This window comes from Bradyrhizobium sp. SZCCHNS3002, assembly GCF_032377435.1.
Classification (GTDB): domain Bacteria; phylum Pseudomonadota; class Alphaproteobacteria; order Rhizobiales; family Xanthobacteraceae; genus Bradyrhizobium.
Window position 1 is genome coordinate 1 of record NZ_JAUHHY010000023.1, and the last position, 20,628, is coordinate 20,628.

Sequence of the window (20,628 nt, forward strand, 5' to 3'; positions counted from 1 at the left end):
TCCCTCTTGCTGCCACAGGTCATCCTCGGAATGCCTGTCACTGAGATTATCGTGTCTCACTTGAGGGGTGCAGTCCATTAGAATCGCGAGGCATTCGGCGAAAACCACAGCAAGTGGAAACCGCCGCTGAAAATCCTGATCGTCTGCGACCGGCTACTGACTGGCTTCGATGCGCCGGTCGAGCAGGTCATGTATCTGGACAAGCCACTGCGCGACCACAATCTGTTGCAAGCCATTGCCCGAACCAACCGCCCGCTGCCAGCGATGAATAAGCGCACCGGCGTTGTAGTGGATTACTTCGGCGTGTTCAGCAATCTCACCAAGGCGCTAAACTTCGACGAGAATATCCGCGAAGAGGCGCTGATCGACTGGGACAAGCTCAAGGCCACGGTCCCAGGCGAGGTAGAGCGCTGCATAGAAAGCTTCAAGGACATCACAATTGCGGACACGCGCGAATGCCTGCTGGCCGCCCTGCGAGCGATCAAAGACCCGGACGCGGCCAAGATTTTCGAGCACAACTTCAAGAGCCTGGAACGGCTATGGGAGGCGGTGTCGCCCGATCCCGTGCTGTACGAACACCGCTACACCTACAACTGGCTATGCAGCGTCTATATCGCTCACCGCCGCAGACAGAGGGGCGCGAGCAAGCAGGGTACCTATGGCGAGCTTTCGGCCAAGACGCGGGCGTTAATCGAACAAAACACCCAATTCATGGACCTGGCCGACTCGTTGCCTGTGTTCAAGATCGATAAGGATTACGTCGCCAAGCTTGAGGAGCTACCCAGTCCGGCAGACAAGGCCGCGGCGCTGGAAGCGATTTTGACGGCGGAACTCGCCGAGGACGATGGTGGCGGCTTCACCTACCGGCAGCTTGGCGAGCGGCTTGCGCGTTTGAAGACGAGAAAGGACGCGGCTGACAAGGCCGCCGAGGAACGCCTCAAGGAATTGCAAGCCATCGCCGACGAAAAGGCCACGGCCGACGAGGAGCCCGAACGGCTGGGTCTAACGCAGCCGGGCGAATATGGCCTGTTCACGGTGCTCCGTGAATACTCCGCCAGCAAAGACGAGGCATACCTTGCCGATTGTGCGCGGCGCATGGTGGCGCATTTGCGGGGCAATCAGTTGCTTCCCGCTGGCTGGAGCAATTCCAAGGGTGGGCGGATGCGCGTGGAACAGTCGCTATTGGCGGAATCATGGAATCCGACCTACACCGCGTTGGGCTTTGATGCGGACGATGCAAATCCGCCGTTCCTCGGGCCTGCGATCGAAGAACTGGTGAATAGCGATGGCCTTGGCTGAAAATGGCCGTACGGTCGCACTCCACCGCCTTCTGCTCGACGGGCAGGTGGTGGAGTGGAAGCTCGTGCATTCCCCCACGGCCAAGAAACTTCGCATCAAGGTGGGCCCTGATGGTGTCGTAGTCGTCCTGCCTGAAGGGCGCGACGACTGGGAAGCCACGGCTTTCGTTGACAATCAGCGCGCGTGGTTGTCTGGGCAACTGATGCGGGTTCGTCAACTGCATGCCTTGCGCCGACCATTAGTGCGGGATGATGAACACATTCTGTTTCAGGGCGATAAGGTGGCAGTGCGAGTCGTGCGTTCGCAGAATTGGCGCGCCCCGAATAAAGTCGCGATCAAGCACGACGCAATAACGGTCACTTGTAACCCGGGTAGTAGGACGGCCCCCGCCCGATCACTCGAAAATTGGTTGCGCAAGCAGGCGCGCGAACGCATCGAGCAACACATCACCAATGTAGGCAAACGGTTGAAACGCGCGCCGAACCGCATCTACGTGATGGGCCAGCGAACCAAGTGGGGCAACTGCTCTGCGCTCGGCAATCTATCGTTCAACTGGCGGCTTGTGATGGCTCCGGAATTTGTCATGCGCTACATCGTCACGCACGAAATGGTTCACCTGGCCGTTCCCGACCACTCCCGGAAGTTCTGGCTGACGGTGCAGAGCCTGTGCCCTGAGACAGAGCGCGCACGTCAGTGGCTGGTGGCAAATGGCCCACGGATTCAGTTGATGCAACCAGCAGCAGGGACCGACTAACGTAGGCAGAACCGCAAGCGGTCTATCAAGGCGGCGTGTGCGCTACGCTTGCCCGCCCCCTGCGTTGGTGAATTCGGCGCTCTCCAAAGCGGCCTTCCGCGCCCCCATCCTCAATCTGCCCGTCGTGCCAGTTTGTCGCATTCCGTCGGGCAAATCCGGCCTTGTGTCGTCGGGCAAATCAGATCGACACTCTTCGCCGTCTCCTGCTCACAGAAGGGGCGTTTCGCGATCGTCACGGACCGTGGAGCGGGAGATGCGGTGGCCGCCTGGGGTCGCAGTGCGCGTTTCGCGTGCGGACGAACGAACCCTGGACGGACGGTCAAGCCGTGTGGTCCCGACACCCCGACGCTGGTGTCTTGGTCGGTGACATCCCGATGACGGGGGCAAGCAAGCCCGGTCCCCTGGGAGAGCACGGAGCAGCCGTAACCCATCGCGCAGGGAAGGCCGGTTGTTCGGCCAATCCTGTGGTGACTGCCGCCTGCTTTTCTTTCTGCAGGCGGGCCATGGGTGCGGCCTGCACCCGGCCTTCCCTGCGCCCTTCTTTATGAAGGGTGCCTCGATGAGCAAAGCTCGGACGCGAATGTGCGCCGCGAGGCCGAGGAGCCGCGCGCGCAGGTCGGAGAAATTTGTGTTGAGCGTCGGTAATGGCGCTCCCCAGTGGGGCTTTATGACCTTAGCTTTGCAACAACTGAAGAGTGCCGCCATGGCAAAGCTGGGAGGCTGGACATGAGTAGTGACGATAGTCTCATTCCAATTCCGGACGAGCAGGCAAAGCTCGGCCAGGAGGCGCTCAAAACACTTCAAGGTGTGGGCGGGTTTTTGAAAGAGACGTTCGGAACAACCCCGCAGGACATCGTTGCGCTGCTGGGTGGCAACTACCTCAAGGTCAAGCGCACAGAGAATCTAATACGCACAATCGACAAGGCGAAAAAGCGCTTGGAAAGGGATGGCATAAAGGAGCCTGATGCGTCGCCTGCCCTAAGCATCCCGATCATCGTTGCCGCGGCGGATGAGTCTCGCGATGAGCTTCAGGATATATGGGCCGCACTTCTCGCAGCCGCCGCAAGCCCGGAGGGCAGCCGAAGGTTCCGCCTGAAGTTCATCGAGATAGCAAAGAAGCTGGATGCCGTGGATGCGGGTATGCTCCGAGAGATTCAAGCAAATGGTGGGCAGGAAAACGGCGCGACGCGTGGCAACGCCAAGGTAAAGCTGGGCATTGGAGAGGATGAGGTATCGATCTCCGTGGCCAACCTCCTGGACTTGGGCATCCTGGCTTCACCTAGCGGGTCGATATTTCTGACGCCACTCGGGCGAGAGTTCCTAAAAGCGGTGAGCTAGGGTTGGACCAGAACACAGGCGGTCCCACTGCGGCTCGAGGCGGGACGCCACTGAGAAAAGCCGCTGATTAATCGACGTGAAAACTAATGGCGCTCCCTAGGGAAGAGTAAAAATGCCAACAATTCAAAACGTTTGCCAATTTTTTCAGCCAGAGTTCCGCCACTGAGCCACAACGACTATTTCGGCGATTGGCAAACAGGTTCGCTCGGCGATCTCACCCGGTTTGCCGCACCTCCGGCCCAGGCGCAGTCAACCTGCGACGCCGCGGGTCTCCGCAGACTGCTGTGCCCTCAGCCTTCTTCTCGGATCCACGGATCTTGAGCCCTTCCGGCGCCTCTTGGGGCTTCAACGGAGTTTGGCGGCCCAAGACCACCCGCCAGAGCCGCTTCAGTCTCCTCGGCCCGCGCTACGGCTTTAGGGATATGGTCAGGGGCGTTGAGGCGAAACACCAAGTCGGATGAAATTTCGTTTCAGACTCGACGGCCTCGCCCCGCGCTCTGCCTGGCGTGGATCATCGGCCGACACCGCAACGGTCAGAACCGGTCAGGGGCTCTGGAGCCGACAGCAGCGATCACCTCTTACCCCGACGGCCACCCAGCACATGCAGGTATCGGTTCCGGAGCTCAATGATCGCCGCCCGATCGAGCTCACCCCGTCTGAAGCGTTGGCGTAGCTCAGCCCGCTCTTGATCCGGAAGCGCGGCTATCAATTCCCAACCTTCAGCGACGTCGTCGAAAAGCCCCACGATCGCCGGATCGAGCCGAGCCTCGTCGTCCTGGAGCTGGTCAAGCCGATCTTGCGTCACGCCGATAGCGTTCGACCAAACGTCAGGTGCAAAGGCCGCCGGTGGAGAGGGTCTGTTTTTATCTAGTTCTTTATAGGCAGGTCCCTTAGGGCCCCGCGGCGAGTCTTTATACGCAGGTCCCTTTTGGACCCGCGGAGCCGCAGGTCCCTTTCGACCCCGCGGACGCAACGACTTATCCACAGGCACAGGCACGTCATGGACGACATAGTCGAGCTCGCCGAACCGGTGTCCGTCGACGAAGCGTTGCGCTTCGCGGGCGACATAGCCGGCGGCGATTAACTCTCGAAAGATGCGCTGCAGCTTCTTGCGGCCAACGACCAGGGTCCGCCCGACGTGATCCAAGCGGACGTGCCATTTGTGGGGACGCGACAGCAGATAGCCGAGCACGCCCTTCGCCTCGACAGATAGGCGGGGATCCGCGAAGACAGCGTTCGGTACAATGGTGAATTGCGCCCTGTGCTCGCGACGGACGATCGTCACTGGCGGTCGACCATCCAGGGGTGTGCGTCCAGATCGCTGCAATCTTCAGCCGGCCGGAGGGACCCCTCTCTCCCTGCAGGATGGCGTGCGAGGCTTACACGAGTATTCGCCTCTTTCAGGAGTTTGCCGGATCTCGCATTCCCGGATATACGCAACTCACTCCTGCGATGGCAGCCCGGCAACATAAGCCGATTGTGCCATATCAATTGCGGGCTGGCATATCGCCGAGTATTCGCTGTGCTCCGCCGCTATGCGATTGGGCTGTCAACGTCCAACCGAGGGATACGAACAGCATCAGCCGCATTGAAGGCAGTCGGGACGAGGCCCGTGCATAGAAGGTGAGCGGACAGACGAATAGCCGCGTCAGTGGCCGTACAAGCCTCAAACTACGGCGCGTGTACCGCTCGGAGAGGGATCCACTTGCTGCCTAGCCGGCTCGTCCACCGCAATTCCAAACGTTCTCGTCTAGGAAGGCGGCTTCAGCAGATCGGAGGGCTCAACGCCCAGCGCTACGGCCAGCGCCTGGACGTTATCGAGGGTGAGATTAATCAGCCCTGCCTCAATTTCGCTGATGTGCGGCTGGTCGAGCTCGGTCAGCTCTGCCAAGCGTTCTTGGCTAAACCGTTTTGCTTTGCGAAGCCGCCTAACATTCTCGCCGAGAACGCCGCGCGCCGCCTTTGGGTCCGACCAGTTCATCTGGACGGTAGGACCAAAGCAGGGCTGGAAATTCTATAGGTTATAACCTATAATACGAAAATACCGCCGCCTCTTTTGGATTGGTGGGGCGAATTCCGATGGGCCGCATGCCCCCTTTGAGCTCGGAGGCAGAGCGATGATGCAGAGGCGCGAAGGTCAAAAAGCTAGGCTCACGAGGAGACCGGGGGTCGGCACAACGGCCCAACAGCAGCAGGCAACAGCAGCCTAAGCGAATATTAGCCACCATCGGAATCGCAAGGGCCCAACGGCTAGGGCGATCCACGACTGTGAGGGCGTGCGCCGCCCGCGACTTTTCCGGAGCTCAAATGGACACGCGAACATCGTTTAACAGTCTTGATTCTGGAACTTCGTCGGACCCTGATGCTAGTCTCAGGGCTCTTGAAGAACAGCTTATTGCGCTGGCGGCAGAACTCGATCGCAGCGTTTCCGACCTGTCGAAGCGAGCTGACGAGTACGTTACCGCACATGACGAGGCGTTGCTGGCCCGCCTTGATCCCGTCGAACGAGCGATCATGGAAACGCCCGCCAGCACTTTGAAAGGCCTGAGCATAAAGGCGCGCCATTTGGCCTACGTCCTATCAGAGTATTGGGAATCTCCGATCGATCAAATTGATTGGCAAGGGCGAGCGGTACGTCTCCTCGTTGAGGAGATCTGTAAGATTGCGCACGTGCCCGTAGACATTCGCCAACCGAACTTCGGCGAATAGCGCCGCCTTCTCCTCGTCTTTGGCTAGCCGCGGCATAGCGAACATCCGCAAGGCGGCTAGTTGTTTATGAGGAGGGCGGATTTGTCGGCGGCGGCTCGCCTGACGTTGCTCCCCGCAGGTCGGCCCTGCCCTGAGACAATCTCTACTCCGCTAATCGCCTTGAAGACGACCACCCCCTCCGATTTCGGATAGTGTGATCTTCGTTGCCAACTCCTCAAACCGGCAGAAGCCGCTCGCCCAGGCCATCTGCTCGGGCGTGCGGCAATCGGGTTCGAAGAGACGTGGATTCGCAACAACAATGACTATGCCGCGCGCCCGGCTAGTCGCCACATTGTACCGATGCGGGTCGTAGAGGAACGCCATTCCGCGCGGTGCGTCCTCAGGTGAGGAACTTGCGCATGAATAAATTACTACTGGCGCTTGCTGACCCTGAAATTTGTCGACAGTCCCGACGCGAACTACATTAAAGCCGGCGAGTGCACGCCTCAGCGCACTTACTTGAGAATTGTAGGGAGCGACGACTAGGATGTCTTCCGGCTCCAAAAGGCGGCGTTCTCCGTCGGCGTTTGTCCACGTGTTGCCGGGTTGCAGCAACGAACGAGCGATCGCAACGACAGCCTCAACCTCTTCAAGAGATTGGGCTTGGTTGCCTTGATGGGCCACCTCCACCAGGAACAGCCCTGCACCGGCGAACAGCGTGGCGCCATCGATACATTGGCGCTCTAAACCGCGATGAGACTGCAGCCGCCCTTCGTAATAGGCCTCCGACGTGAACGCGCAAATGGCGGGGTGTAGCCGGTAAGTGCGGTCGAGGAACAGGCCTTGGTCGGGGCGCAGGGTCGCCTGCCCGGGACCTAGCAGGTGCACCAGTGCGGCAACGTCCGCGCCGTCTTCGTGGGCGCCCCGCGTGGGCTGTTCAAGCTGCTGCGGGTCACCGAGCAACAGCAGATTTCGGGCCGCGCGCGCGGCCGCGAGCGCCTGTGCAAGAGCCATCTGTCCAGCCTCGTCGATGACCAGCACGTCCAGGCGGCCGATAGCGTCAGGATGCGCCCACAGCCAAGCGGTGCCGCCGACGATGGTGCCCGGGGCAATGCGATCGAGCGCCTCGCCTGACGATTTAGCAAATTCAATGCCGTCCACACCGTCGTGCTCATCATCCTTGTGCACCAAGTGCAGATTTTGGAGGCTGTGCGATCCGCGGTTAGCTTCGCCCACGGCAACCAACAGGTTGTCAATGACTTTGTGGCTGACCGCTGTAATACCTATCGTCTTGCCCGCCGCGGCAAGCGCCAGGATGGCATTGGCACCTTGCGTCGTCTTGCCGGCTCCTGGCGGCCCCTGGACGGGCAGCACGCCGCCTTCGATTTCGTTACACAGGCGCACCAGCGCCCGGCCAGCCTCTTCCTCGGCACCGCGGAGCTCGTAACCGACGCCAGCGATCCGGCGCGGCGGACGCGCTCGCAAGAGTTCACCAGCAACGGCGTAGGGGCTGTCGTGATCGAACCCGCTGTTGCAGACATACTCAGCGAAGGCCAGCACCGCTTCCTCAAGCGCCTTGGCACCGACCACCGGATCTTTGAAAACCGAAATAGGGAGGGACTGCATGGCCTTTTCGCTGATACTCAGCACGATGGTTCGGTCATCAAGATCAACCGCTTCGACCGCGGCCCTGATTGTTTCGGGTTCCCGACCCGGCTCTGCTGGGAGCGGCCATACGACGTTGTCTCCGGGCTCGACAGCGGTTTCCTGGATGGGGAAACGGAAACGGCATCGCGCATTCCGCTCGCGCCCTTTTTTCGGAAGACGTTCGACGAACTCAAGCCCGGAGAGCATATGGCGCTCGTCGAGGTGTTCATCGTCGGGAAGATCGCGAAGCCGAAAAAACTCCCACCAGGCGTTCTTTTCTTCCTGACGGAAGTACCCGAGCATCGCAGCGAGGAGCGCTCGCGCCCTTTCGTCCGCCGTCCAGGTTTCGAGGTCCGCCGGCAAGCCCTGCCGCAAGACGTCCCTGAGCGCCGCAATGCGCTGATCGCGGGCGCTGACGTCCTCACTTGGCGCCAGCGTGCCGGGCACCGGCCGATCAATGTACTGGCCGCGCGCGAGACAATCGTCGCGCTGGCGCTCGAGCCAGCCACGCAGGCTCTCCGTCGAGAGGCAGTCGTCCGCGTTGTACGCAGCGACGCGGTCACGAACTTCGTCTGGGAGGACTTCGATATTGCCCAGTTCAAGCGCTAGTTCGAGGTCACGCCGTGCGATGCCGGCGTCTCGAAGGTCCAGCCGCCGCTGAAAGCCATGCAAGGCTTCCAGCTCCTTGAGACCGTAGCGCTCCACGCCTATGCGAAAGCTCTCGCGCACGACGGCGTGCAAGTCCACAAATCGCCGGCCGCGCAGCAATTGGTCCAGCTCAGATCCCCGGGTCGCATGACGGGCTGAGAGCCTTTTCAGGGCCGCGGGCTCGTAAGCGCCGTAGTGATAGACATGGGTCCCGGGGTGCTCCTGCACGCGAGCCAGCGCAAAGTCGATGAAGGCCTCAAAAGCAGCCTTCTCCTCGCCCGTCTGTAGCGCCCACTGTTGGTTGAACTCGACGTTTCCGGCCTTATTGGCGAAACACACCCCGGTGAGGTACTCCAGGCCGTGCGGGGCGACGAACGGATCGCCCTCAAAGTCGAGGAAAATGTCGCCGGCCGAAGGCTCTGGTAATCTTGCCAGCCCGCGGCCTGGCTCAAGCGCAAGCGCCTCGATCTGAGGCATCTCGGCACCTCGGCTTGCCACTTGCAACCGGGCTTGTTGTCCGAGCCGTCGGTAGGTTTCTTCAGCGCCTCGCTTGGGCTTGTCAGGAAGCCGCCCCTCTCCTTCGGCAATGGCAGTCACCGTGAGAAGTCCCTGCTGCTGGAACTCACGCACTTGAGCGCCGCTGATGCCTGCGACCAAGGAAGGGTGGTCGTCAGCACGCCTCTGCTGGTCGCAATAGCGCCAATAGGTGCAGACGTCGCAGTGAGCCACAGGTTGCGGATACGTGCTCGGCGCCGGAACTGCGCTTACTGCGGTCAACAGGCGGGTACGTACCAGACGGTAGTACGCCGCAAACTGCGCAGTGCGGTAGGTTTCCTGCTGAAGCGGCGTGATGACGTGGATGGATTCGGGTTCCAGCCCCTGCATCGGCTTCAGCAACTCGGCGTAAGTGCACAGTTGGAGAATCGTGCCTGGCTTGGTCTGAAGTGAAAGCTTAGTGTCGGCCGGCTCGTAGGCGTAGCCGGGCAATGACGAAGTCGTGCTGTCGACGCGCAGCAACACGTCCGCAATGCCGCTGAAGACATCATTGGCTAATGTCGCCTGCACGATAGCGTCGAAGCCGGCCTCCATCGCTCGCTGGGTTGCCCTGGGATCGCGCTCGTCACGCAGGTCGCAGATCGAGCGGCCAGCACTCCGCAGCCGCTCGACATAGGCCCCTTCGTGCTGGCGGCCTCGCTCACGGAGGGACTCGAGGCGTGGGTCGGGGCTGTACTCGACAGACAGGAGCCCCTCACGCCTCTGGCGCTCGAGTTGAGTGAGGTGGGGACAAGCCAGATGGGCCGCGAGTTGAGTCGGGGTAAGGTGGCCGGGGCGTCCCTTTGCCGACGGATTAAGGATGGCGAGCTGGTCCTCCAGCTGGTTCTGTGCCGGTGCTGTTCCTTGAGCGTCCCGCGTCTCTTCCATGGGCTTTCCCGGCCACAGTTAGGGCGCCAATCAAACTACAAAGGCGCTGATAGACTTTACCTCAAGCTCACTGCTCTCGACACTTTCCAGTCGTCAACAGCACCGCAAATTCTGCGCGGCCTCGGCCCGAAGTCGGACCAATAGAAATTGAGCCGCCGCCGGGATTGCTGGCCTCGGCCGGCACAGAAGGAGCCCTGCTATGCCGGAGAATCGCCCTGACCAGCTCACGGATGAAGCACCCAACACTGCTAGGGACCGAAGTTTTGAACCAGCGCCTTGGACATGGCAACGATGGCGTCTGCAGTTTCGGCCGGACTGAGAGTCGGGTGAAGATGCGTCCCGTCCAGCCGTACGACCGGCCAATCGCGATGCCGGGCTTCAGCAGCCGAATGATTATGGATTGCTGATGTTTGAATGAACCCAGCCGGGATGTGGTCCCACTCGGAAAGCTCGATGATATCGTCGAACTATTTGATCGAAAGCTCAGGCAGGTCGCTTTCGAAGGCAGCTAGCGCGGAGGGGTCGCGCCCTAAAATATCGAGCCCAAGGAGAGCATCTCGTCGTTGATCCCCCTGCCACCTGGACCAGATCGGAAGCGTCCCATCTGGTCTTGCGAACCTCTCGATGAGCTCACGCAATGCCGGTCTAATCGGGGCGGCCGCTCCCTTCGACGGCGGCACTTCGCCGTCGACCATGATCAAGCAGCGGCACGGCAGTCTCACTGCCAGATCGGCGATCAATGCGGTACCGGAGCTGTGCCCGACAAGTACGGACCTCGGGCTCAGGTCCAAGAGGGCCGCCAAATGGAAGGTCCACTCCCTCCAGGCGGGTGGCGTATGCCGATGCGCCAGAACATCGGGCAGCTGAATACGATGTCCCAGTCCCTCTAAATGGCACGCGGTTGGCTCAAGGCTAGACGCACGAACCATGGGTCCTGGCACAAGAACAAATTCCATTGGCATAGACCTCGGCGGATTGCATTCGGCGTGCGGAAAAGCTCCAATCATACCACAGAAAGCGAGCGTGACGCACTGCCCGCTCGGCATCGGCTGCGGCCCCGTTGCGCCGGTTACGTCAGAAGGCAAATGGGCAAGCAGACTCCTTTTTCATTGCTGGTGAGCCCTTGTGACGGCTCGGTCGTCACAGCCTTCAATGAGCCGTGGCCGTTGAACGTCCGCCGCTCGCGCTGAAGATCCGCACTATGAACGATCTATATGAAATTTGAACGGCCGTTTCGCGCGCCAATGAGCGATCTGCACCAACGTACGCCCGACTTCGCCAATCTACTACGAGTGCCGTTCGGGAGCTTGAATCCTCATCGCTTTCTTCTGTTAGCAACACCGCCATTCCCGGAATGGTGCCACGCTGTAAGAAAACGAGACAAGAACTTACGACCGCCGATTCTACGCCGCGGAGAGGCGCTTTTATCTTGCCGGGAGTAATCGGGCGCTTCTCCGCGTTCTGCTCCGACATGATCGTCTCCTCTGCTTGATATTATACGGCTGCACACGAGCGGTCGACAACGTGGCATTGGTCCGGCTTTCGTCATGATCTCGGGGTGATGACATCTGGTGGTCCATCCAGGAGTTCGTGCTCAGCCCCACTAGCCATGCGGGCGCACATGTCGTCGTCAGGATCGCGGGGCAACACAGACACAGTAGCGCGCTCGACGTCTCAATCGAGCTGTCGTCGCCGGCAAGATAACGTGCTCTCCGCATCCGCTTCGATCCACCAAACGCCTCTCCGCCGACCGGCGGAAGCTCAGCCAATCTTCTGTCGTCGCACTGTCTGTCAGACGGCGCTCGCCAGAGCTCTCACATAGCGGCGGCGAGCGCCGTCGGGTTGCTAAAACTCGGTTCGGCTGCACTTTCATCTTCGGCTGCGAACCGGAACACAGATCCATCGATCCACATGCGATGCATGACCACCGCCAGCTTACGCGCGACGGCCACCACCGCGCGTTTGTGGCCACGTTTGGCTGCGATCCGAACACCCCAGGCCTTGATGCCGCACCATTTCTTGGAGCGCACCAGCATCGCGCTCGCAGCCTCGTAGAGCACGGTACGAACCTCCCCATCCCCGCACTTCGAGATGTGCCCTTCGATGTCGATCGATGTGCCCGTCTGTATGCGGCGGGAGGTCAGCCCAAAATGCGCCCCCACGGTCTTGGACTTGCTGAACCGGTGCGGATCGTCGATCGCTGCCTTGAAGGTCAAAGCAGTCACGGGACCAACGCCTGGAATGGCGCAGAAGCGCCTGCAGAGCTCGTCCCGGCCGACCATTTGAACCAGCAAGTCGTGCAGCCTCTTGTACTCGGCCCATAGTGCTTCCCAGGCCCGCAACATGCATTCCGTTATGCCCCCAATCAGACTGTCATGAGCCACCAGGTCTCGCACCCGCGCTGTAAACGAGGCCCGCTGAACCCGCGGTCCAACCAACAGACCGAACACCTTCAGCGACTGTCTGATCTCGTTTTCGATGTCGAGCAGCTTGCGCTTGAGCGTCCGGCGGTGAGCGAGGAGCAGCCGTAGTTTATGGCTCTCCGGGCTCTTGACGTGGACCGGCCGATACCATCCCGCCCTCACCAGATGCGCCAGACCGCGCGCGTCATTCTTGTCGGTCTTGTTGCGCTGGGCCTGCAGGGCAGCCGCTGCCTGCCGTGCTTCCAACAGCACCATGGGAAGGCCCAGGGACACGAGCTCACGGTGCAGCCAAGGTGCTACACTGCCTGCTTCATGACCGACCTTGTCGAGCCGCGGCAGATACGGCGCAAGCGCTTCAAAGATGATCGCCGGATCTGTCAAAACGCTGGATTCGAACACGATGTTGCCGTCGCGGCTGTTCATCACGCAGATCGCGGTCTTGGTGCTCGAGGTGTCGAGTGCTGCTGAGAGTTTCATCGGCGGACGTCCTCTTCGGCGAATCAATGTTGATTCACCGCAATGCTGCGCCTTTGCCGCCAACACTGTCTCGTCTTGCGCGCGCCCGATTACGCCGACAGAGTAATCGGGCGGTAACCGTCCGGTCTCTGCACATCTTCCCCCTCGTGTGTTGTCGTTCCATTTCGAGTTCTCTGCTGCTGTGGAAAATCTCCGGTGGGATCCAAACATTTCGAGAACAGAGCGCGCCGCGAATGGTGGTCGCTGCACATCGAAGCGTGGCGTCGCAGTGGTCTCGGGATCCGCAAATACTGCCAGCAGCAACGTCTCACCGAGAACACGTTGCGGCGTTGGCTGAAGCGGCTGGCCGGCAACGAGACTGCGCTTAAGCTCAAGAAACATCAGACAGAATTGCGCCGCGAGCGCGCCCGGGAAGAGCGAGAAAAGGCGCTCCGAAAGGAGAAGCAGCGCAGGTTCACGATCACCTCGGATGTACGCAATCGAGCGTCCCAGGCGTTCTGGGCGATGCATGTCGAGGCGCTGAACTGGAGCGGGATGGAGCTCCGCGCCTACGCCGCGGCGATGCAGCTGTCGCCGCATTCGCTGCGCAAATGGCGCGACCGACTGGCGGCCGGCGAGATCACGATCGACTGGTGCGCCCATCTTCATCCCTCCGCCCGTCCGGCCGTTAGCACTAGTGCTAGGAACTCACAGCCCGAACGCCGCTTGACAGCCGCCGAGATCGGCGATCCGACCGCGCCAAAAATGCCAGCCCGCCGCTTCTTCAGCGACGAGGAAAAGCTCGCGATCGCCAAGGAAACCGAGCTACCAGGCGCCAAGGTCTCTGCCGTCGCCCGCAAGCATGGGATCGTCACCGAGTTGCTGTTCCGCTGGCGCGCGCAGTTCGGCATCGCGCAAAAGAAGCGATCCAAGCTCGCCCGTGTCGTGCTGCCCGACGACATGCCGGCCGCACGCGCCCTGCGCGATCTCGTGCGTCCACCGGAGGGCATGATTGCCGTCGACCTCGCTGACGGGCGGCGTGTCTTCGCTCCCGCCGGCAGCCATCCGGACGCCGTGCGAGCGCAGATCGAAAGCGGAGAGACAGCATCATGATGTTCGTTCCAGCGGGCGTGAAAGTGCACCTGGCGCTCGGCTAGGCCGACATGCGCAAGGGCATGGACGGACTTGCGATTCTGGTCCAGGACACGCTGAAGAAGGATCCGTTCTCCGGTCATCTGTTTGCCTTCCGCGGCAAGAAGGCATCGATCCTGAAGGTCCTGTTCTGGGATGGAATCGGACTTTGTCTGTTGACAAAACGCATCGATCAGGGCGGGTTCGTGTGGCCAGTGATGACTGGCTATGACGGCTCGATAACGCTCACCGCGCAGCTCGCAAGGGCATCGACTGGCGCGCGCCAGAGCGTGTCTGGAAGCCAGCGATTGCAGGCTGATCTGCAAAATCCAGTGCTGAACTGAGTTGCGATTCTTCTCCGAATCAGCATGTCCGAGTACCATCGGACATGCAGCTCGATCTCACCAACCTCCCGTCCGATCCTGAGCTTCTGCAGCGCTTGGTGCGCGATATTGCTGCTGCGATTGATCACCGTGACACCGAGATCGAGCGCCTCAAGTCCATCATTAAGCAGCTGCAACGAATGCAGTTCGGCCGCAGCTCCGAGCGCATCGACCCCGACCAACTCGCACTCGGTCTCGAGGACCTCGACAGCGACATTGGTCGCATCGAGGAAGCGCAACCGAAGGTCACTCGGGAAGCCAAATCTCCGCCGCGACGTCGTGTGCTGCCCGATGACCTGCAACGCGAAGACGTTCTACTTGATGTGGAGGGCCGGATCTGCAGCTGCTGCGGCGGTGCTCTTCATTTGATTGGCGAGAGCGTCAGCGAGATACTGGATTGAAGCCCGGCGCAGCTTCGCGTTCTGCGCACCACGCGTCCGAAATACGCTTGCCGGACCTGCAATAAGGTGGTGCAAGCCGATGCACCGGAACGGCTGATCCCTGGCGGCCTGGCGACGCCCGCGCTGCTCGCGCACGTGTTGATCAGCAAATACTTCGATCACCTTCCGCTCTATCGACAGTCGCAGATCTTCGACCGTCACGGATCGATCTTTGCCGCTCGACGCTCGCGGGCTGGGTTGGTGATGCATGCTGGTGGCTCGAAACTTTGCACGGGCGGCTGTGCAAGAACGTGTTCGCCTCCAACCATCTCTTTGCTGGCGACACGCCAATCCCGGTGCTCGATCCTGGCCGCGGACGAACCAAGATGGGACGGCCCTGCGTGTACGCCCGCGACCAGCGGCAATGGAGCGGCCCGAACCTCCGGCTACCATCTATCTGTTCGCGCCGGATCGCAGGGCGGAGCGACCGGTCGTACACCTTGCTGCCTTTAAGGGCATCCTGCATGTCGACGGATGCGCTGGCTTCGAACAGCTGGCCGACAAGGAGGGCATCACGCTCGCAGCGTGTTGGAGCCACTCGCGACGGAAGTTCTACGATGTGGCCGAAGCCACGACGTCCCCTGCAGCAAAAGAAGCCCTGCGCCGGATCAGCGAGCTCTATGCGATCGAGGCGCGGATCCGCGGTCGGCTACCTACCGACTTGCCGAGCACAGGACGTTCTCCAAGCCAATCATCGACGCACTGAAAGTCTGGCTCGATGCACAGCTCCGCCTGGTCTCCGGCCGCAGACGCTTGCCGAGGCGATCCGCTATGCGCTCTCGCGCTGGCATGGCCTGACGCGCTTCTTGAACGATGGCCGCGTCGAGCTCGACACCAATCCAGTCGAGCGCGCGATCCGTCCTGTCACCCCTCGGCCGCAAGAAGCACCTTTTTGCCGGCAGCGACGGTGGTGGACATCGTTGGGCGGTCGTCTCCTCGCTCATCACGACGTGCAAATTGAACGACGTCGAGCCCCACGCCTAGCAGCGGGGCGTCCTGCAGCGGATGATCGACGGATACGCCGTCAACCGCCTCGATGAATTACTGCCGTGGAGCTGAAAGCTGACTGATCATGTCAAGAGCTGGGCCACGTGCAGTGGCGGGACGCTCACGGGCATTCGTAAGCGTTCGACTTCTGCAAGTCTCAAGTTTGATCCGCCGGGGGCGCTTCATCTGCTGAGCGCTGACGATCTGCGCAGGCGTGCGGAAGATCTACGGAACTTGTGCTAGAAACAGCCTCGACAGCTGCCGAAGAGGCGCAGTCCAACAAACCCAAGGGGCGTTAGCGCAATCGCTACAGCATGCGGAAGGATATCAGTAGCTGTCCAGGCGTTCTGGGTCTTCATTGTTGAAGCGATGAATTGGAGTAGCATGGGGCACGCCAATTATGCCGCAACGCACCAAATGATGGCGGCCCCGAGTACGAGTGTCTCCGGGCGATACTCTATCGTGCGAGGGATCGATGCCGGAAGCCGGGACGCGCGACAGCGGCTCGGTCAAGTCAGTGCTATCGCCGGCCAGCGGATGAGCCATGTTAACCTACGGATTTTGAGTATCCAGAATACTCCTTTCGCAAGAATCGCTTGACCTATCGAAGGTTGTATAAAAAGATCGACTATCTCTGGGGGGAGCTGCAATGGACCACGTTCGCCTGGGTATTGAAGAGGTTGGCTTTGGACCTAAGCGACTCGAATTCCACTTCTCGCTGCCTGACGATAGGAAGCAGTATCTGAAGGATATAGTACTCTCGATCGTAACAAAGCCTGGCCCCAATTTCAACGGAGCCGGTGCCGATAATGTTCGTTTCTACATTGATGGCCACGATCTCACCGACGCGATTATCGCCGAGATCAAAGATCTCATCGATTCATGGGACCAAACTGTGGCACGGCAAAGTTATCGAGCCGCGATGTCTCGCTGGCTCAAATTCGCCGACGCGCTTGGCGCGGGAGAATACGGAACAGCACTTCAGCCTGAACATGATCGCGCCAATGTGCTGGGTCAAGTTACGCCTCTATCGTCGCTAGTAACTAGAATAGGCGATGACCGCCATGGCTGGAGTGGCCATCTGCACATCCTGAACTTTGTCGATCAGTTCGGCTTACCAGCGGATATAAGCCTTGGAAGCGTTCTGCGACGCTATAATTCTAGTTCAGGCCAGCCACCACTGACGGCCGTCACAGTCAAACAACTAACGATATCGTCAGGGCCATCGCCCAGTTTCGACCCGGCATTCAGTGCTCATCCCGCCGCACCCCGCGGAGCAGTTCTGATGCGGTTCGAAATGATTTATCACGACCCGCTCGAAGACGAGATAAAGGCACTGCGCGAGCAATTCGAGCAGCTCAGAGACAGGATCGACCAACAACTCGCTCTGATTGCTCAAGCCGTATCTTCCGGCGGACCAATCCAACGCAGACTCAATTCCGTGGAGCAACAAGTTACAGCAGCAAGGCAATTGGTCGAGAAGGCTGGAAGAGACGTTATTAGCCAGGAGCAACACATGACCACCCTCGAGCATACACTAACCGAGATAAAGAATACCGTTCAAGGGCTCTAGTTTTGGTTAGGATCGACCGTGGATTTTCCCGATTGGCTCATCAACCTTGGCCAGAAACTGGATAGCATTCAGACTTCGTTGACTGAGTGCGAGAATCTCGCGGGCGCCGAATTGACGGCAGCCCAGGCATTTCGAAATACCGCCATCTTGATCGCAGCAACCACGACGGCCGCGGAAGGCCGCGATGGACACCTATATGCTTGCAACACGCTGGCATTAGCTAGTCTGATCGATCTGTTCCAACTGTACCATGACGTGGAAATGGTGGCGTCCTGGGACTACGTGCTCAACAAGGCCGGCGTTAATCCCGATCGCGTTATAGCGCCAATCTCCGGCAATATCGGCGGCGGGATGGGCTACAAGCTCGAACAGAGTGGTCGATTGAGCATTTTTCCTTCACCAGGAACAGCCGGTGATGTCGTTTCACCCGGAGAGGCCGGGTTAGGCGTTCCAATAGACCTTCAGATTCTCAGCCGCAACATGCAGGCACGACTGAGTATCTCCTGCGATATCTTCACGGCGAATGCATCGCCGGCGATTGTGGCGCTTGGTTTGGGCCGATTACCCCGCCTCTCATCCAGTGAAACGCTTGCGCCTGCTTTGGTATTTCAGATCGAGGATCGGGCGAAAACTGAGATCGAGGGATCCTTAGCCCGGGCTCGAATGATAACACCCATGCTCGATATTCTCCCGAGACAGCCTCAGTTCTGGGGAGCCTACAATGACGGCCTTATACGCGTCGTCGGGCATGTTGGAAGGCGCAGCAAATCTCGCCGTCCGTTCATCTCGGCCCTTCCTACGGGCTTTCCGATCGCTCTCCGATTTGACCTTTCGATTGTTACCAATCTGATCTCGCAAGAGATTTCCTCGCTCGGAGTTAGCTTGTTTGCCGGGCCTTTCGTGACTTCCGACAAAACATTTCGCTTCGTCGCGGGCATTCGAGAATCCATCAGCCTCAAAATCGGCTGTGAGGTTGCATCGGCCACGGTAACGGTCAGAGTTACGGTTGACACCTCTCTCTCCGTTCGGTTTGGCACCAGCCTTGTAATCGAAGCGCACCCTGTCGGAACTCCCGACATCGACGTCGACATCAGTCCGCGCATTCCATTTCTGACCCACTGGGTCGAAGGCCAAATTGCACGCATCGTCAACGGATTCGTTCCCAGCATCGACGGGTTCAGCCGGCACTTCTTTGTTTCCGGCGTCTCAAACTTCGACGTATGGCTTTCGTCCGACCACACTACGTTTGGGATCGTCCCGACTGCCTAGGATTTCGATATGCCCATTGTTTACGAGATCAAAGTACCCGGGAGGCCTTTCAAGGAATCGATGGATGCGATGCGCCATCGCATGATAGAGAGGACCTCGGTTCATGATCCCATCCCGATACAGATATTCTTCGACTATTTTAGGCTCACGGCCAGCAACCAATCCCTGGGCGACAAGCTTCGGGCACGTGGTACTTTTGTTCCGACCGCGAGAGCCTACCGAAACCAAGGAAATCTGGTCGATGAAATCATCCGCGATATTGGTCCGGAGCGGCGTCAAATGACGCTCTACATAGGGCCGATTCTGAACGTTGAAACAACGCTCTCGCCGATCGCCTCGCCCGACACATTGACGTTCGAGTTCACACAAGCCGACGAGAATGACGGCAACAATATCGTGCTAGGCGTCGACGAGTTGCCGCCCGAATTGGGATTCGGCAACACCTTTGTCTTGCGCAGGATCATATGGGATCCGACTGGCACGCGATACATCGCGATCGAAGATGGTGTTTCGGACCACCAGCTGGAGATCTTCGTCGATGCCGCGCTGGAGGACATGATCTTTCTGTCCGGCATTCGCGGGTTCACAGGCGCGATCATCAATCCGGTCCGAATGGTTCCAATGGCACTCGCCGGACAATGTGGGGGTTGTTGTGGAGGTTTCTGTGCCAAGCCTAAGCCCGCCCCTCAAGGCGAACTATGCGTCAATGTTCATGCCAAGATACTCGTCCCCCCCTACCATTCCATCCAGGAGCAGGTGACGGCGACCAATGGCGTCTATAGGGCTGGGAAGCTGACTATCCATCTCGCCTCTGTCGAAACTCTTCATCTGCCTCAATTCGAGGACTTGGACGTGGGAACCTGCGTGAGCAACACGGTCACGGCCGAGCAGGACGCTCTCTTCAGACAGTTCAGGGCCAATGCAGGGCCAACCGATGTTTGCGCTTACTGGGTGCGGACGATGACGAGCAATACTGGAAACACGATTGGCTGCGCCGCGCATCCTCCAGGGGTGCCTGCGGTAGCGCTGATGGGGGCGAGTTCAATGACACCTTGGGTACTGGCACATGAAATAGGCCATGTACTAGGCCTTTCGCACGTCGACCCTTCCGACGGTAACAATCTCATGCGTCCGATCGACTCCTTCTCCAATCCACCGCCGGTTTTGAATGGTGGCCAAATCGACACAATGCGGTGGAGCGAACTGCTCTTTTCATGCTAGGGTAGAACGATGTTAACTCAAGCCGCGATAATTTCCGAGCTCAACGCGATTGAGCCGAATCTGTCCCGCCTTGCCACGACCGCTGATCGTTCGGACGCTTCGACCGTGGAAGCCCTGACCGCGCACGGCGAGGTGCGAACGCGTGCAAACGCGGTGACGCTTATTTCACTGATCGATCCCATGACGTTCTGGAGAGTTCTCCCTCGAACGCTTAAAGATCCCGATGTACTAGTTCGACTTCAATCCGTAAGAGCCCTGGAGAATTTTACTCTCGCCGAACTAGAGCAACACGCCGATCTAGTCGAGCTCGCGCTTAAGGACGCCGATTCCGGCGTCCGAAAATACATTGCGCGCACAGCCGTGAATCTGTCAGCGAGTTCGGTGCGGCAAGCCCTCGAAAGCATGGCAGCTTCCGATCCGGAGCAATTCGTTCGCGACGAAATCTCGCGTTCCTTGAGACCGAATCGTTGATGCTAAGCTCTACATGGTTTAGACCTCAGTCCAATCCTCGGGCTGCGGCAGCTCTCCTCTCCGCGTCGGTGACCGTAGCGTTACTCGCTCTTTCGCCGATACCGACGGCTGTGGCGGCCCCGGCAATCCTGGTTACCGGAACCGCTCTTGCGATCGGTAGTTCGCTTCCTCTCTTCTTGCATCTCTACGTTCGGTCGCTGCTTCACCGCCCAGAACCTAGGCAATGGCGTTGGGGAGTATTCCTCGCGGCCGCTTCACTGCTCTTTCTCGCTGCGTTGGACGGCGCCGCAGACCAGACCCTTGCGGTGGGAGCCATAAGTATCCACGGCTTCTATGCCGCAGGAAAACTGGGATGCGCCAAGTTTGGCTGCTGTCAGGCAGTACCCTACCGGGTTGTAAATGCCACTGTATCTTTGCCCGCTTTTGAGACCGTTACCGCGATCGTTATTTTCGCATATTGTGCGCTGTTTTCGATGCT

Annotated in this window: 15 protein-coding genes and 1 pseudogene; 11 read left to right on the forward strand and 5 right to left on the reverse strand. The window is 59.6% G+C overall.

What is annotated here, in order from left to right; translation table 11 throughout:
* Window positions 1-135 precede the first annotated feature (135 nt).
* The 3 genes from QW845_RS31685 (at window position 136) to QW845_RS31695 (ending at window position 3,391) form a co-directional block, all read left to right on the forward strand.
* On the forward strand, window positions 136-1,299 hold the full coding sequence (locus QW845_RS31685) for a UvrB domain 3-containing protein (RefSeq protein ID WP_409997993.1): 1,164 nt from the start codon (window positions 136-138) through the stop codon (window positions 1,297-1,299).
* Window positions 1,286-2,053 carry a SprT family zinc-dependent metalloprotease gene (locus QW845_RS31690; protein WP_315805445.1) on the forward strand — a complete coding sequence of 256 codons (768 nt, stop codon included), beginning with the start codon at window positions 1,286-1,288 and terminating at the stop codon, window positions 2,051-2,053. The genes QW845_RS31685 and QW845_RS31690 overlap by 14 nt, the downstream gene beginning before the upstream one ends.
* Window positions 2,054-2,779: 726 nt before the next feature.
* Window positions 2,780-3,391, forward strand: coding sequence for an Abi-alpha family protein (locus QW845_RS31695; protein WP_315805446.1), 612 nt, complete (start codon window positions 2,780-2,782; stop codon window positions 3,389-3,391).
* A 571-nt stretch (window positions 3,392-3,962) separates the two neighbouring features.
* Here QW845_RS31695 and QW845_RS31700 read toward each other — a convergent pair.
* Entirely contained in the window at window positions 3,963-4,676 is a 714-nt protein-coding gene (locus QW845_RS31700; protein WP_315805447.1) for a hypothetical protein, read from the reverse strand.
* A gap of 465 nt (window positions 4,677-5,141) precedes the next feature.
* Window positions 5,142-5,372, reverse strand: a complete 231-nt coding sequence (locus QW845_RS31705; RefSeq protein ID WP_315805448.1) for a helix-turn-helix transcriptional regulator — start codon at window positions 5,370-5,372, stop codon at window positions 5,142-5,144.
* A gap of 326 nt (window positions 5,373-5,698) precedes the next feature.
* On the opposite strand from QW845_RS31705, the gene QW845_RS31710 reads away from it, so the two are divergent.
* Window positions 5,699-6,100, forward strand: coding sequence for a hypothetical protein (locus QW845_RS31710; protein WP_315805449.1), 402 nt, complete (start codon window positions 5,699-5,701; stop codon window positions 6,098-6,100).
* Window positions 6,101-6,250: 150 nt separating this feature from the next.
* Here the strand turns inward: QW845_RS31710 and QW845_RS31715 are convergent, their stop codons facing one another.
* The 3 genes from QW845_RS31715 to QW845_RS31720 form a co-directional block, all read right to left on the reverse strand.
* Complete coding sequence (locus QW845_RS31715) at window positions 6,251-9,796, reverse strand: TM0106 family RecB-like putative nuclease (protein ID WP_315805450.1); 3,546 nt, start codon at window positions 9,794-9,796, stop codon at window positions 6,251-6,253.
* Between the two features lie 467 nt (window positions 9,797-10,263).
* Complete coding sequence (locus tag QW845_RS34235) at window positions 10,264-10,842, reverse strand: alpha/beta fold hydrolase (protein WP_409997990.1); 579 nt, start codon at window positions 10,840-10,842, stop codon at window positions 10,264-10,266.
* A gap of 768 nt (window positions 10,843-11,610) precedes the next feature.
* On the reverse strand, window positions 11,611-12,696 hold the full coding sequence (locus QW845_RS31720) for an IS110 family transposase (RefSeq protein WP_315805451.1): 1,086 nt from the start codon (window positions 12,694-12,696) through the stop codon (window positions 11,611-11,613).
* A gap of 195 nt (window positions 12,697-12,891) precedes the next feature.
* Here QW845_RS31720 and tnpA point away from each other — a divergent pair, with 195 nt between their 5' ends.
* From tnpA to QW845_RS31755, 7 genes and pseudogenes are all read left to right on the forward strand, one after another.
* Complete coding sequence (tnpA, locus tag QW845_RS31725) at window positions 12,892-13,788, forward strand: IS66 family insertion sequence element accessory protein TnpA (RefSeq protein WP_315805452.1); 897 nt, start codon at window positions 12,892-12,894, stop codon at window positions 13,786-13,788.
* Between the two features lie 50 nt (window positions 13,789-13,838).
* Window positions 13,839-14,150, forward strand: a complete 312-nt coding sequence (gene tnpB, locus QW845_RS31730) for an IS66 family insertion sequence element accessory protein TnpB (RefSeq protein ID WP_409997991.1) — start codon at window positions 13,839-13,841, stop codon at window positions 14,148-14,150.
* Window positions 14,151-14,194: 44 nt separating this feature from the next.
* A pseudogene (tnpC, locus tag QW845_RS31735) lies at window positions 14,195-15,688 on the forward strand (IS66 family transposase).
* Between the two features lie 577 nt (window positions 15,689-16,265).
* The gene (locus tag QW845_RS31740; RefSeq protein WP_315805453.1) at window positions 16,266-17,189 is read left to right on the forward strand and encodes a hypothetical protein; all 924 of its coding nucleotides are present in this window, start codon (window positions 16,266-16,268) and stop codon (window positions 17,187-17,189) included.
* 18 nt (window positions 17,190-17,207) lie between these two features.
* Window positions 17,208-18,458, forward strand: coding sequence for a hypothetical protein (locus QW845_RS31745; protein ID WP_315805454.1), 1,251 nt, complete (start codon window positions 17,208-17,210; stop codon window positions 18,456-18,458).
* Between the two features lie 9 nt (window positions 18,459-18,467).
* Complete coding sequence (locus QW845_RS31750) at window positions 18,468-19,679, forward strand: reprolysin-like metallopeptidase (RefSeq protein WP_315805455.1); 1,212 nt, start codon at window positions 18,468-18,470, stop codon at window positions 19,677-19,679.
* 9 nt (window positions 19,680-19,688) lie between these two features.
* Window positions 19,689-20,150, forward strand: a complete 462-nt coding sequence (locus QW845_RS31755; RefSeq protein WP_315805456.1) for a HEAT repeat domain-containing protein — start codon at window positions 19,689-19,691, stop codon at window positions 20,148-20,150.
* Window positions 20,151-20,628: the final 478 nt, after the last annotated feature.